Source organism: Streptomyces sp. NPDC040545 (assembly GCF_055595065.1).
Genome location: NZ_JBVIWA010000002.1, coordinates 509,128 through 522,353, shown reverse-complemented (window position 1 = coordinate 522,353; position 13,226 = coordinate 509,128). Strand labels below are relative to the sequence as shown.

The window sequence follows — 13,226 nt, the reverse complement described above, 5'->3', positions numbered from 1 at the left end:
ACGCAGCGGCCGCCTATTTGAGGAGGCGGGAGAGCCGCCGGTCCGCGAGCGGCTTGCCACCGGTCTGGCAGGTGGGGCAGTACTCCAGGGACGAGTCGGCGAAGGACACCGAGCGCACGGTGTCCCCGCAGACCGGGCACGGCTCACCGGCCCGGCCGTGCACCCGCAGGCCGCTCTTCTTCTCGGCCTTGAGCTTTCCCGCGGCCACCCCGTGGGCCCGGCCGACGGCTTCGCCCAGGGTGCTCCGCACAGCCTCGTAGAGCTGGGTGAGCTGATCCTCGGTGAAGGAGGCGGCGAGCTTGAACGGCGAGACCCTGGCCGCGTGCAGGATCTCGTCGCTGTAGGCGTTGCCGATTCCCGCGATCACGCTCTGGTCCCGCAGCACGCCCTTGATCTGGCGCCGCTCTCCCGCGAGCAGCGCGGCGAAGGCGTCCCGGTCGAAGCCCTCGGCGAGCGGATCGGGGCCGAGGCGGGCGATGCCGGGCACCTCCTGCGGGTCGTGGACCACGTACACCGCGAGGCGCTTCTGCGTCCCGGCCTCGGTGAGGTCGAAACCGCCCCCGCCGACGAGGGAGACGCGCAGTGCGAGCGGCCCCTTGCCGGGGCGCGGCGGCTGCGCGGGAAGGGTGTCCTGCCAGCGCAGCCAGCCGGCCCGGGCCAGATGCGTGACGAGGTGGAGGTCGCCGACCGGCAGGGCCAGGAACTTGCCGTACCGGGCGGGGGTGCCGGCCGGCCGCCCTTCGAGGGCGGCCGGCGGCGGGTCGTAGGTCTTGAGCACGCTCACGGCGAGCGGGAGGACGCGCTCGACCACCCGCCCGGTGAGGTGCTCGTCGAGGTACTCCCGCAGGGCCTCGACCTCGGGCAGCTCCGGCATGGTCCCAGCCTGCCGCCGGCTCAGGCGAAGCGCGAGCTGGGCACCGGGCCGGGCGAGGCGACGCGGTCGCGGGGTGCCGTGAGCCAGCCGTCGCGGACGGCGGTCACGAAGGCCCGGAAGGCCCCGTCCGGGTCGGGCGGGGTCGCGCCGTCGCCCTCGTCCGGGCCGGCGGCGGCCTGCGCGATGTCCCGGGCGATCTGCTCCTCGGGCCGCTGGTCGTCCTTCCAGGGCGGTGAGACGAACTGGCACAGCAGTGCGCTGAAGTCCGCGCTCACCGCGGGCGGATCGGTCCAGCAGGTGGCGTGCTCGGACAGGATCTGGCCGTCGGCGCGCGCGTGCAGGGTGCGCAGGAGGTCCGGGTCGGCCGCGTTCAGGTCGTAGGCGACGACGAGGGTGTCCGTACGGGCGGGCTCGTACGGTACGGCGGGCAGCCCCAGCACCCGTGCCGCGGCGAGTCCGAGGATCCGGTCGGACCGGCCGGGCAGCAGCGAGACCGTGGCGGGGCGGCGCCCGGCAGCCTCCAGGGCGAGCGCCAGGCGGGCGAGGCCGTGGCGGCACTGCTCGTGGGTGTCCCCGAGGTAGGCGTACCGGCCGGTCATCCCGGCGTCCCAGCCGTACGGGGAGAGGGTGCCCAGGAGGCCGCCGGTGAGGCCGTAGTGCCAGCCGCGCAGGTCGGCGCGGCCGAGCGGATCGGCCTGGCCGGCCGCGTTCTGGGCGCGGCGGGCCTGGCCGGTGCGGTGCAGCCGGCGGAGCTGGCGGTCGTGGGCGCCGGACCACTGCGGGTCCTCGGGGGCGGGGAGGGCGCTGCCGATGCGCTCGGCGGTGTCCAGGTCCCCGGCCAGCAGGGTGTGGTGCACGAGGAGGTACGTCTCGGGCCAGGCGGGCAGCCCCTGGCCGCGGGCGGAGAGCAGGGCGACGGCCTCGGTGTGCCGGTGCTCGTCCTCCAGGGCAGACACCAGCTCGGTCAGGAGCGGCCGCGAGTCGGGGAGCATGCGCAGTGCCTCGCGCAGCGGTGCGACGGCGAGGAAGGCGATGCCGTGCTCGACGCAGGCGTAACCGAAGTCGTAGAGGGCCTGGGGCTCGCCGGACCGCTTGGCGGCGGCCTTGGCCGCGCGGGCCAGGTCCTTGAACCCGGCGGCGTCGGCCAGGGCCCGTGCTGCCTTGGCGAGTTCGGTGATCGAGGCCGTCTCGGCGTGCGGCCGCAGCGACCGTACCGCTCCGGGCAGATCGTCCTTCTTCAGGAATCGGCGTACTTCATCCATGGTGTTGGTCATCGCCCCGATCCTCACGGAGCCGCGGCGGGCCCGCAACGGACTTTCCCGGCGGGCCCGCGTGGTGGCGGTGGCCTCGTCGTGCGCCGTCCGGGTCAGATCCGGGCGATCAGCGCGTACCGCTCGTCGGTGACGGGTCCGCCCCACAACTCGGCGTCGCCGCTGAGCGGTTCGATCCAGAGGTCGGACACCAGGGGCCGGACCGCGTCGGCCAGGTCCCCGGCGGTGACCCCGCCGTTCCAGGGGAGCGATCCGGCTCCGGCGACGTAGGGCACTGCGCTCCCGCCGGCTTGCCGCCACCGCCCCTCGACCAGTACCAGCCGCCCTCCCGGGCCGAGCCGCGCGACCCACGCCCGGAGCGCGGCGCCGGGATCGGGCAGGGTCCACAGCAGGTGCCGGCAGAGCAGGACGTCGTACCGCTCCTGCCCGGTCGGCGGATCCGCGGCGTCGCCGACGAGGAACCGTACCGCGAGGCCCGCGGCCGCGAGTTTGGCCTCTGCCCGCTCCACCATCCGGGGCGCGAGGTCCACACCGGTCACCCGGTGCCCGGCCTCGGCCAGCAGCAGGGACAGCGACCCGGTACCGCAGCCGACGTCGAGGACGTCGGCCGGCCCGGCGGGCAGCCAGGATCTCAGCAGCCGGGCCCACGCGGCGCGGGTGGGCTCCTGCCGCAGGCCGTGATCCGGTTCGTCGTCGAACGCGGCCGCGGCGGCGTCCCAGTACTCGGTGATGGCGCGGGTGGGTTCGGACATGCCGGTGATCCTGCCGGACGCCACCGACAAACGGGGGTGACGAAGCATCGGCCCGGGAGGGAATCGGGTGGGGGTCAGCCCATCACGAATTCGCACCAGACGCATTTGCCGCCGCCCCGCGGCTCCACGCCCCAGACGTCCGCCAGGCGGTCCACCAGCATCAGGCCCCGGCCCGAAACGCCCGACTCCCCCGCCTCGCGGCGGCGCGGCAGTGCGCTGGAACGGTCCTCCACCTCCACCCGGAGCCGGCGCTGGGGGGCCGCCAGGACCCGCAGGGTCACGATCGCCGGGCCGTCCGTGTGCATCAGGGCGTTGACGATCAGCTCGTCCGCGACCAGTTCGATCTCGTCGGCCCGTTCCCGGGCGCCCCACGACCGCACCGCCGCCCCGATCATGTGCCGGGCCGCCACCAGGGCCTCCGGGTCACCCGGTGCCACGTGCTGCTGGAGGCGGCCGCCGCCCTGCTGGGCGGCCGCCACGTGGCGGCGCAGCAGGAGCAGCGCCATGTCGTCGTCCCCGCCCCGTTCGTCGACGATCTCGCACAGCAGGTCCGCGAGGAGCTGCAGGTCCGCCGGTCCGCGGCGGATGTGGGAGGTCAGGAGTTGAATTCCGTCGTCGAGGTCGGCGCCGGGCTGTTCCACCAGGCCGTCGGTGCACAGCAGGACCGTTTCCCCAGGGTCCAGCTCCACCGTGGTCACCGGGTACTCCAGGCGGCCGAACTCCGCCGAGAGGCCGAGCGGCATGCCGCCCGCCACCGGGAGCCGGTGGCAGTCCCCGTCGCGGGTGCGCAGCAGCGGGTCGATGTGACCCGCCCGGACCACCTGGAGGACGCCCGTCGCGAGGTCGGCCTCCACGTACGTGCAGGTCGCGAACCGGTCGGTGTCCAGCTCGTGCAGGAAGACCGAGGCCCGGGCCATGACCGTGCCGGGCGAGTGCCCCTCGGCGGCGTACGCGCGCAGCACGATCCGGAGCTGTCCCATGACGGCCGCCGCGTGCGTGTCATGGCCCTGGACGTCGCCGATGACGGCGCCGACCCGGCCGCCGGGCAGCGGGATGACGTCGTACCAGTCGCCGCCGATGTCCTGGCCCATCCGGGCGGACCGGTAGCGTACGGCGATCTCCCCGCCGGCGACCGACGGGATCCGCCGCGGCAGCATGGCCTGCTGGAGGCCCTCGGCCAGGTCGTGCTCCTGCTCCAGCAGCATGGCGCGCTGGAGGCTCTGCGCGATGCTGCTGCCCAGGGCGACGAGCAGGTTGCGCTCCTCCTGGGTGAAGCCGTCCTTGTCCTGGTAGAGCAGTCCGATCGCGCCGATCGGGCGGGCCTGGGCGATGAGCGGCAGGTAGGCGGCGGCCGAGATCCGCATGTACGAGATCTTCGCCCAGAGCCCGGGGTAGTCGCGGGCGAATTCCTGCGCCGAGTCGAGGAAGCGGGGCTCCAGGGAGCGGACGACCTCGCTCATCGGGTACTGCTCGTCGATGCGGGTGTAGCGGGTGCCGGGGACGAAGCTGTCCTCCGGGCCCTCGGCGACCAGGTGGATCCGGCCGGCTTCGACGAGGCCCATCACCATGCCCATCGATCCGAGCCGTTCCAGCCCGTGGGCGTCGCCGATGACGTCGATGACGTCCTGCACGGTCCGGGCGTGCGCGAGGGCGGCGGTGGTGGATTCGACCACCGACGTCTGGCGGCGCCGTTCCTCGTCCAGGCCGAGCCGCTCCGCCGAGTGGCTGAGCTCGTCGGTGGCGTCCCGGACGATGCCGATGATCCGGTACGGGCGGCCGTCCGGGCCGCGTATGACGCGGCCCTGGGTGTGCGTCCAGCGCAGCCGTCCGTCGTGGCAGCGGATGCGGAAGTAGGCGCCGTAGCTGTCCTCGCCGCTCTTGAGGGCGGAGGAGACGAGGGCGTCGAGCCGGGCGCCCTCGGTGGCGGGGACGCGCGGGTCGAGCGACTCCGGCCGGCCGTCGTACTCGTCGGGAGTCGTGTCGAAGACGTCCAGGGCGGCTTCGTCCATGTGCATGAGACCGGTGATCAGGTCCCAGTCGAAACTGCCCATGCGGTTCAGCGAGAGCGACCGGTCCGGGTGTGCGGGCCAGTCGTCCGGCAGCGATACGGTGGTCGGCACCGATCCACCATGACACACGGGCCGGTCAGGCGCTCTCCAGCGGATAGCCCCCGTCCGACGGCTGCGGCTGCAGGTCCGGGACCGGGACCGCGTTGGGGTCGGCCGGGTCGTAAGGGGCGTTCAGGTCGGACGGGATGTCCGGGTTGTACGGCTCGACGGGGGTGGCGGGGTCTGCAGGCGGCAGGCCTGATCCGTCGGGATCCAGGGGAAGCAGCCCCAGCTCACCGGGGTCCAGCGGCGGCAGGCCGGCCAGGGGGTCCGAGGGAGTGTCGGAGGGCGGCCGCTGCTGCGGCTGCTCCGGTTGCTGCGGCCGGGTGGACGGGTTCGACGGCGTCCCCGGCTTCCGCGGCAGGTTCCCGCCGGGTGAGTTCTGCGAGGCCTGCGGGCAGTCCGTCGACCCCGGCGTCGGAGCGGTGGGAGCGGTCGGGGCGTTCGGAGAGGCCGGTGAGGCCGGAGGGGCTGGTGAGGCCGGAGGGGCTGGTGAGGCCGGAGGGGCCTGGTTCGGCGGGCAGGGGTCGCCGGACGTGGAGCCCGGCGGGGTGAGCGGCCCGTCCGGGATGCCGGCGGACGGGTCGTACGGGGGCAGCGCCTTCGGGGGCCGGTCCTGCGCGCCGTCGTCTCCCCGCTTGCGCTCGATCCAGGTGTTGTCGGCGATATTGACGATCACCAGGTTGTTGATCACGTGGGTGGTCGGTTCGATGACGACGACCTGGTTGGCCTGGTAGCCGCTCCACGGGTCGCCCTTGTGCACCGGGGATCCCTTGGCGGTGCGCGGGGAGCCCAGCGGGTTTCCGCAGCCGCAGCGGACCCGGGGCATGCCGTGCTCGTCCACGAGGACGGCGGTGCCGGCCTGGAGGACGGACTGGAAGCCGTCGGCGGCGCCGTCGCGGAAGGCGTGGTTGGTGACCCGGGTGTCGGCGCGCAGGACGACGGGCGTCAGGCCGCGCAGGAAGTCGGGGATCTTCCCCACTTCGATGTTCGACGCCTCGGCGAAGGCCTGGGCCTTGGCCTTGTCGGCGGTCAGGAAGCGGACCTGCTGTTCCACGTCGCAGCTGCCGAGCCGCTGGGTGCCTCCGTACAGGCCGGGGGTGGCCGCGTTGACGGTGCGGATGCCCTGGCCGGTCGGGTTGGACAGCGGGGGCTGTACGGGGGCGGACTCGGCGGTGGCCGAGGAGGGAGTGAACGGGTCCGGGCCGGCGGAGGCCACGGGCTGGAGGTAGACCTCCTGGCTCTCGGCTCCGGGGGCGCCAGCCGGCTGCTCCGTGCTGCTGCCGCACGCCGCGGCGAGGAGGCCGAGGAGGGCGAAGAGGGCGGCTCCGGCGGGTGCATGACGACGCGACGCCTGACGCGGTGTCGGAAGTGACGATCCGTTCACTTGAATCTCCCTTTTCGCCCCGGTTGCTCCCTCTTGTCTGACGCATCCGCGCGGGAGCCGCAACCGGAGCGCACCTTGAACATGTTCAAGGAACGCCGTAGGCTCACCACCGTGAGTTGAACGCGTTCAAGGCGTTGGACCGCGGCGTTGGGGGGAGTCCAGGGTGACGGTACTGGTGAACGTGATCGTCACCCTGGGCATGCTCTACGTGGTCCCGGCCGGCCTGCGGCTCATCGACCCGGCCCGGCTCCTGCGCACGGCCCGCCTCTGGCCGGTCGCGGCCGCACCCGGGGCCCTGTGCCTGTGGCTGCCGCGCGGAACGCCCGCCACCGCGCTCGCCCTGCTGTACGCGGCGGCCTGCCTGGCGCTGGCCGCCCGGGCCCCGGTCGTGCTGGTGCGCGGCCGCTCCCTGACCCCGCCCGCGGTCGCCGTCGCCACCGCTCTGGTATCGCCGTCCATCGCTGCCACCGCGCTGGTCGCCGAGCGCGCCGGGTACCGGCTCTTCGGCTTCGAGCTCGACATCCTGGCGCTGACCGTGCCCCACTTCCACTTCGCCGGGTTCACCGCCGCCCTGGTCGCCGGGCTGGCGTGCCGCGCCGCGGGCGGCCGCGCCGGGACCGGCGGCCTCGCGCGCTGGGCGGCGTACAGCGTCCCGGCGGGCACCCTGCTCGTACTCCTCGGCTACTTCGTCGACGACTGGGCCGAGCTGCTGGGCGCCGTGGTCCTGACCGGCGGGATGTGGGCCGTGGCCCTGCTCACGTGGCGGGAGATCCGGCCCGCCTGCGCGGACCGGACCACCCGGACCCTGCTCGCCACCTCGGCCGCCGTGCTCGTGGCCACCATGCTGCTCGCCCTGTGGTGGGCGGCCGGCGAGGCCACCGGGATCATCCATCCCACCCTGACCTGGATGGCCGCCACCCACGGCCTCGGCAACGCCCTCGGGTTCGCCCTGTGCTCAGTGCTCGCCTGGCGCCGGCTGGCCGCCGACGTCCGGCCCGCCGACTCGCGCACCGCGGCCGCGCGCACCACCGACACCCCGGGCGTCGGCGCCCGGACCGCCGACCGCCCGGACCACCGACCACGCACCACCTCCGACCGAGTGGAGACCTCGCCATGACCCGCCTCATCAGCGCCGGCCGGGACACCGTCAACTACCCCGACCGGGGCGCGACGGCCCACCGGCCGCTGCCCGCCGGATACAACCACCTGCACCACCGCACCCGCCTCGGACACGGACGGGCCGTCTTCGAGGCCGCCGGATCCGCGATCACCACCTTCCACGCCCACCGGACCTCGGGCATGCGCGTGCGGGCCGATGACGGCGCGGTCCGGCCCGGCAGCCGGGTGATCGTCGGGATCGGCCTCGGGCCGCTGCGGATCGACGCGCCGTGCGAGGTGATCTGGACCGCGTACGAGCCCGCCCGCATCGGTTTCGCCTACGGAACCCTGGCCGGGCACCCCGAGTGCGGGGAGGAGTCCTTCATCGTGGACATGGACCCGGACGGCACGGTGTGGTTCACGGTCACCGCCTTCAGCCGCCCGAACACCTGGTACACCCGCCTGGCCGGCCCGGTGGTCCCCTTCCTCCAGCTGTCCTACGCCCGCCTGCTCGGGCACCACCTGCGCAAGCTGGCCGCCACCGGCTGACCGGTCCGATACTGGAGGCGATGGACTGGTTCACGGCGCCCGGATACTGGCTCGCCCGGCTGGTCTTCCAGCGGGCCCTGGCCGGGGTCTACCTCGTCGCCTTCCTCGGGGCCGCCCTGCAGTTCCGGGCCCTGATCGGGGCGCACGGCATGACGCCCGTACCGCGCTACGTACGGTACGTGCCCTTCCGGCGCGCCCCGAGCCTCTTCCAACTGCGCTACTCCGACCGGCTCTTCGCGGGCTGCGCCTGGGGCGGCGCGGCGCTGGCCGCGGCCCTGGCCGCCGGGGCGGGGGACGAGGTGCCGCTGGGCGCGGCCATGGCGATGTGGGCCGTGCTGAGGCTGCTGTACCTCTCGATCGTGAACGTGGGGCAGACCTGGTACTCCTTCGGATGGGAGTCGCTGCTGCTGGAGGTGGGCTTCCTCGCCGTGTTCCTCGGCAACGCGCGGGCCGGGCCGCCCGTGCTGGTGCTGTGGCTGCTGCGCTGGGTGCTCTTCCGCGTGGAATTCGGGGCCGGGCTGATCAAGATGCGCGGGGACCCCTGCTGGCGCAAGCTGACCTGTCTGTACTTCCACCACGAGACGCAGCCGATGGCCGGGCCGCTGAGCTGGTTCTTCCACCATCTGCCGAAGCCGCTGCACCGGGCGGAGTGCGCGGCCAACCACGTGACCCAACTGATCGTCCCGGTGCTGCTGTTCACGCCTCAACCGGTGGCCTCGTACGCCGCCGGCATCGTGATCGCGACGCAGCTGTGGCTGGTGCTCTCGGGAAATTTCGCCTGGCTGAACTGGCTGACGATCACGCTGGCCGTCTCGGCCGTGGACTTCACCGGGCTCGCGGGCGCTCCCCCGGCGGCCGCCTCGCGCACGGGTCCCGTGTGGTTCGTGGTCCTGGTGTGCGCGGTGACCGTGCTCGTCCTGTTCCTCAGCCGGCACCCGGTGCTCAACATGGTCTCGCGCCGCCAGGTGATGAACCGCTCCTTCGATGCGCTGCACCTGGTCAACACCTACGGGGCCTTCGGCTCGGTCGGCCGGGTCCGCATGGAGGTGGCGGTGGAGGGCACCGCGGACCGGGTGCCGCGCGCGGACGGGGACTGGCGCGAGTACGGCTTCAAGGGGAAGCCGGGTGAACCGCGCCGGATTCCGCGCCAGTTCGCCCCGTACCACCTGCGGCTGGACTGGCTGATGTGGTTCGCCGCGATCTCCCCGGACTACGCGCGCGACTGGTTCGGGCCGTTCGTGGAGCGGCTGCTGGCGGGCGACCGGGACACGCTGCGGCTGCTGCGCGAGAACCCGTTCCCGGACGCCCCGCCCGTCCATGTCCGCGCCCTGCTGTACCGCTACCGGTTCACCACCTGGCGGGAGCTGCGCGAGACGGGGGCCTGGTGGCACCGCACGCTCGTGCGCGAATACCTCCCGCCGACCCGCCTCGCGGACGCGCGCCGTTCGGAGCCCGACTAGCGCGGCCTCCCGCTCCGCGGTGCCCTTGGCAGGGCAGCGCCCCCGGTGCGCGTGGGCACGAGGGGCGCTTGGCACCGCTGTGCGGACTAGTCGATACCGGGCAGGATGTGCGCTTCCGCCAGGTCGTCCTCGTAGCCGGCCAGCCGGATCGGGGCGGATCGGGCCCAGACCTCAAGGCTTCCGAGTTCATCGGTCCGGGGCTTCGCCCGCGTTCCCGTCCGCTCCATCACCGTCGGTTCGGGCTTTGTCTTCTCAGTCACCGCGCACTCCTTCGTGTCGCGCAACCCGGTAGGCGGACCGCGCCGGGCAAGGGATGAAAGGTTTCCGGACGCGGTGGCGCCTTAGTGGAGCGCGGCCCGGATGGGGGCCGTCTTGATGCCCCAGAGTACACATATGAGCGGACCTCCGCTCGATAGGAAGGCAAAATCCGCTGCGCCCTCTTACTTTCGCTCCTAGTTCAGCAAGTCGTGGGTCTGCGGGTACGTAACAGGTGATCTGCTCGATCCCGGACGCGCGGGGTGTGACGGAGGGGGTCGGCGGTGGCGGGGTCCGAAGTGCCCGACGCTCAAGTCCCTTACGTCACAAGCGTGCTGGAGCTGATGGAGCTGTTGCGCGCCGACCCCGACGACCGGGCCCTGCGGACCGCGGCCCTGCTGCGCCGCTCGCACCCCTTCGACAAAGAACTGCAGATCGCGGGCCTGGTGCACCGACTCGGGCATTTGCTCCGTCTGAGTGACGGGACGGTTACCGTAGGAGTGGTGGCGGAGTCGATCCGCCCTCTGCTGGGCGAGCGGGTGGCCCGGCTGGTACGGCTGCAGTCGCCGCAGCGGGCGGCCGGCGCGGACGGCCGACACCGCGAAGGCGACCGCGACGACGACGCCGAGGCCGAGGCGGTGGCCACCCTGCGCCAGGCCCGGGACTCCGCGGCCGCGCCCGGCCTGGACGCGGGCGTGCTGGAGGACTGGCAGCCGCTGCTGGAACTGGTCGCGGCCGGGTCCTGCCGGGTCGGGTCCCCCGGGAACGCACTCGACCCCCTCGGTGCGCCGAGGGGGTCGAGCAGGGCCTGGTAGGACGGGGACGGGGGTCGGGGGGGTCCCGGGGTCCGGGGGTCCGGGGTTACCAGTTCGCCGGGGCGTAGTCCTTGAGGAAGACGCCGAACAGGTCCTCGCCGGCCTCGCCGCGGACGATCGGGTCGTAGACCCGGGCCGCGCCGTCGACCAGGTCGAGCGGGGCGTGGAAGCCCTCCTCGGCCAGGCGCAGCTTGTCGAAGTGGGGGCGCTCGTCGGTGATCCAGCCGGTGTCGACCGAGGTCATCAGGATGCGGTCGCTCTGGAACATCTCCTGGCCGCTGGTCCGGGTCACCATGTTCATCGCGGCCTTGGCCGCGTTGGTGTTCGGGTGCCCCGCGCCCTTGTAGCCACGGCTGAAGACGCCCTCCATCGCCGAGACGTTGACGATGTACGCCCGCCCGGCCGCGGCCTGCCGGGCGGCCTCCGCCATGGCCGGACGCAGGGCGCTGATCAGGATGAACGGCGACGTGTAGTTGCAGAGCTGGGTTTCGAGCAGCTCCACCGGGGAGATCTGGTCGATGGTCTGGACCCAGGTGTTGCTCTCGACGACGTCGGGCAGCAGGCCCCCCGCGTCGATGGCGGTTCCGGCGAGGTGCCGCTCCAGGCTGGCGTTGCCCGCGACCAGGGCGAGGTCGGCGACCTTCTGCGCCTCCAGCCCGCTCACTCCGACGGGCAGCGCCGCCAGGCCGTCGACCGCGCCGGAGTTGAAGGCGCCGATGACGTGGTGGGCGGGGAGCTCACCGGCGGGCAGCGGGGCGGCCTCCCCCTCGACCAGCGCCGCGTAGGCGCTGGGCAGGCGGCGCACGGTCTGCGTCGCGTTGTTGATCAGGATGTCGAGCGGGCCGGCCGCGGCCACCTGGTCGGCGAGGGCCACGGCCTGGGCCGGGTCGCGCAGGTCGATGCCGACGACCTCCAGCCGGTGCATCCAGTCCGCGGAGTCCTCCATCGCCTTGAAGCGGCGGATGGCGTCCTTGGGGAAGCGCGTGGTGATCGTGGTGTGGGCACCGTCGCGCAGCAGCCGCAGCGCGATGTACATGCCGATCTTGGCCCGGCCGCCGGTGAGCAGCGCGCGCTTGCCGTTCAGGTCGGCGCGGGCCTCGCGCCTGCTCCGGTTCTCGACGGCGCACGTCGGGCAGAGCTGGTGGTAGAAGTAGTCGACCTCGACGTACCGCGTCTTGCAGATGTAGCAGGAGCGCGGGCGCTGGAGTATCCCGGCGATCCGGCCGGCCTCCGTGACCGAGGAGGGCAGGATGCCCTCGGTCTCGTCGTCGATGCGCTCGGCGGAGCCGGTTGCGGTGGCTTCGGTGACGGCCTTGTCGTTGGCGGTCTTGGCGGCGCGGCGCTCCTGGCGGCGGCGCTGCTTGACCGTCCGGTAGAGGCCGGCGGTGGCGCGGCGTACGGTGATCGCATCGGGGTGGTCGACGTCGAGCTTGTCCAGCTCGTCGAGCACGCTGAGGCAGAGGGCCAGCCGGTCGGGGTCGATACCGGGCCCGTAGGCGTGCCCGTCGTCGTGGCCGTAGTCCTGGATGTCTTCGGTCACCGTCATTGCCGCTGCCGTTCCTTGATCACTCGTCCGCATCCGCCTGCTGCGGAAGTCCTCAAAAGGGCAACTGTACGGATCCCACACGCCCGGAGCCAAACCCGCTCCCGCCGCTCTCACGCACCGGCAGCGGAGCGTCACCGTGCGCGGTGAAACGGTGACGCGGGGGGCACCGCCGGGGTCGCATTCCGCTCCCGGAGGGGCCACGCTGCGTACTCCCGTACTACGTCGGGAGTACGACTGATCACCACCTGTGGACGGAGGAATAGCGCAGGTGGGTCGGGCATTGTGGACCTTATGAGTGCACTGGCGCTGTCGGTCCTGCTCTGTCTCGTGTCCGCCCTGGCGTACGCGGGCGGCGCGATCGTCCAGGAACGGGTCGCGGCGACCACGCCGGACCGCCCGTACGCCCCGGTGCGCCGTGGCGTCTGGTGGGTGGCGGTGGGACTGAACGGCCTCGGTGCGCTGCTGCACGTGGTGGCTCTCGCGTACGGGCCGCTGAGCCTGGTCCAGCCGCTGGGCGCCCTGACCATCGTCTTCGCCCTGCCGATGGCCGCCGTCTTCGTACGGCGCCGGGCGGGCGCCGCCGCCTGGCGCGGGGCGGTGCTGGCCACGGTCGGCCTGGCCGGGCTGCTGGCGCTGACCGGCGGCGAGGGGCGGGCGGAGCAGTCGCTGGCGCAGGACGAGCGGCGCATGCTGCTGATGCTGACCGGGGCGGTGGCGCTGGCCCTGTTCCTGGCGGCGCACCGGATGCACCGGGCGGTGCTGCACAGCGTGCTGCTGGCCGCGGCCGCCGGTACCGCCTTCGGCATGGCCTCGGTGTTCACCAAGTCGGTGGCCGAGGACTTCGGGCCGGACGCGCCGGCCGGCCTGTGGCCCGACCTCGCGGCGGTCGCGGTACTGGCGGCCGGCGGGCTGCTGCTGTCGCAGGCGGCCTACCGGGGCGCCGGGCTGACCGCGCCGCTGGCCACGGTGACGGTGGTCAACCCGGTGGTGGCGGCGACGGTCGGCATCACGCTGTTCGGCGAGAGCTTCCGGTACGGGGCCGCGGGCGCGGCGGCGGCGGTGGCCAGCGCCGTGCTCGCGGCGGCCGGCCTGATCCTGCTCACCGTCGTGC

Annotated in this window: 11 protein-coding genes and 1 pseudogene; 5 read left to right on the top strand and 7 right to left on the bottom strand. The window is 73.4% G+C overall.

Going from position 1 to position 13,226, the window contains the following annotated elements:
* Window positions 1-13: 13 nt before the first annotated feature.
* The 5 genes from ACZ573_RS07160 to ACZ573_RS07140 form a co-directional block, all read right to left on the bottom strand.
* Window positions 14-874: an Fpg/Nei family DNA glycosylase gene (locus ACZ573_RS07160; RefSeq protein WP_471300167.1), complete on the bottom strand. Its 861-nt coding sequence runs from the start codon at window positions 872-874 to the stop codon at window positions 14-16.
* 20 nt (window positions 875-894) lie between these two features.
* A complete protein-coding gene (locus ACZ573_RS07155; protein ID WP_471300164.1) occupies window positions 895-2,148 on the bottom strand; it encodes a hypothetical protein in 1,254 nt (417 codons plus the stop codon).
* A gap of 92 nt (window positions 2,149-2,240) precedes the next feature.
* Complete coding sequence (locus ACZ573_RS07150) at window positions 2,241-2,897, bottom strand: class I SAM-dependent methyltransferase (protein ID WP_471300161.1); 657 nt, start codon at window positions 2,895-2,897, stop codon at window positions 2,241-2,243.
* Window positions 2,898-2,971: 74 nt separating this feature from the next.
* A complete protein-coding gene (locus tag ACZ573_RS07145; protein WP_471300158.1) occupies window positions 2,972-5,035 on the bottom strand; it encodes a SpoIIE family protein phosphatase in 2,064 nt (687 codons plus the stop codon).
* Window positions 5,036-5,042: 7 nt separating this feature from the next.
* The gene (locus ACZ573_RS07140) at window positions 5,043-6,392 is read right to left on the bottom strand and encodes a DUF6777 domain-containing protein (RefSeq protein WP_471300155.1); all 1,350 of its coding nucleotides are present in this window, start codon (window positions 6,390-6,392) and stop codon (window positions 5,043-5,045) included.
* 163 nt (window positions 6,393-6,555) lie between these two features.
* On the opposite strand from ACZ573_RS07140, the gene ACZ573_RS07135 reads away from it, so the two are divergent.
* Genes ACZ573_RS07135 through ACZ573_RS07125 form a run of 3 tightly spaced genes read left to right on the top strand, consistent with a single transcriptional unit; the run spans window position 6,556 to window position 9,499 of the window.
* On the top strand, window positions 6,556-7,509 hold the full coding sequence (locus tag ACZ573_RS07135) for a YndJ family protein (protein WP_471300151.1): 954 nt from the start codon (window positions 6,556-6,558) through the stop codon (window positions 7,507-7,509).
* Window positions 7,506-8,039, top strand: coding sequence for a DUF1990 family protein (locus tag ACZ573_RS07130; RefSeq protein WP_471300148.1), 534 nt, complete (start codon window positions 7,506-7,508; stop codon window positions 8,037-8,039). The genes ACZ573_RS07135 and ACZ573_RS07130 overlap by 4 nt, the downstream gene beginning before the upstream one ends.
* Before the next feature lie 20 nt (window positions 8,040-8,059).
* The gene (locus ACZ573_RS07125) at window positions 8,060-9,499 is read left to right on the top strand and encodes a lipase maturation factor family protein (protein ID WP_471300146.1); all 1,440 of its coding nucleotides are present in this window, start codon (window positions 8,060-8,062) and stop codon (window positions 9,497-9,499) included.
* Between the two features lie 86 nt (window positions 9,500-9,585).
* On the opposite strand, the gene ACZ573_RS07120 is transcribed toward ACZ573_RS07125, so the two are convergent.
* Complete coding sequence (locus ACZ573_RS07120) at window positions 9,586-9,759, bottom strand: hypothetical protein (RefSeq protein ID WP_162500713.1); 174 nt, start codon at window positions 9,757-9,759, stop codon at window positions 9,586-9,588.
* A 327-nt stretch (window positions 9,760-10,086) separates the two neighbouring features.
* Here ACZ573_RS07120 and ACZ573_RS07115 point away from each other — a divergent pair, with 327 nt between their 5' ends.
* A complete protein-coding gene (locus tag ACZ573_RS07115) occupies window positions 10,087-10,569 on the top strand; it encodes an HD domain-containing protein (protein ID WP_471300143.1) in 483 nt (160 codons plus the stop codon).
* A 46-nt stretch (window positions 10,570-10,615) separates the two neighbouring features.
* Here the strand turns inward: ACZ573_RS07115 and ACZ573_RS07110 are convergent, their stop codons facing one another.
* Window positions 10,616-12,115, bottom strand: coding sequence for an SDR family NAD(P)-dependent oxidoreductase (locus tag ACZ573_RS07110; protein WP_471300140.1), 1,500 nt, complete (start codon window positions 12,113-12,115; stop codon window positions 10,616-10,618).
* A gap of 291 nt (window positions 12,116-12,406) precedes the next feature.
* Here ACZ573_RS07110 and ACZ573_RS07105 point away from each other — a divergent pair.
* Window positions 12,407-13,219 (top strand): annotated as a pseudogene (locus ACZ573_RS07105) (DMT family transporter); the annotation flags it as partial.
* Window positions 13,220-13,226 lie beyond the last annotated feature (7 nt).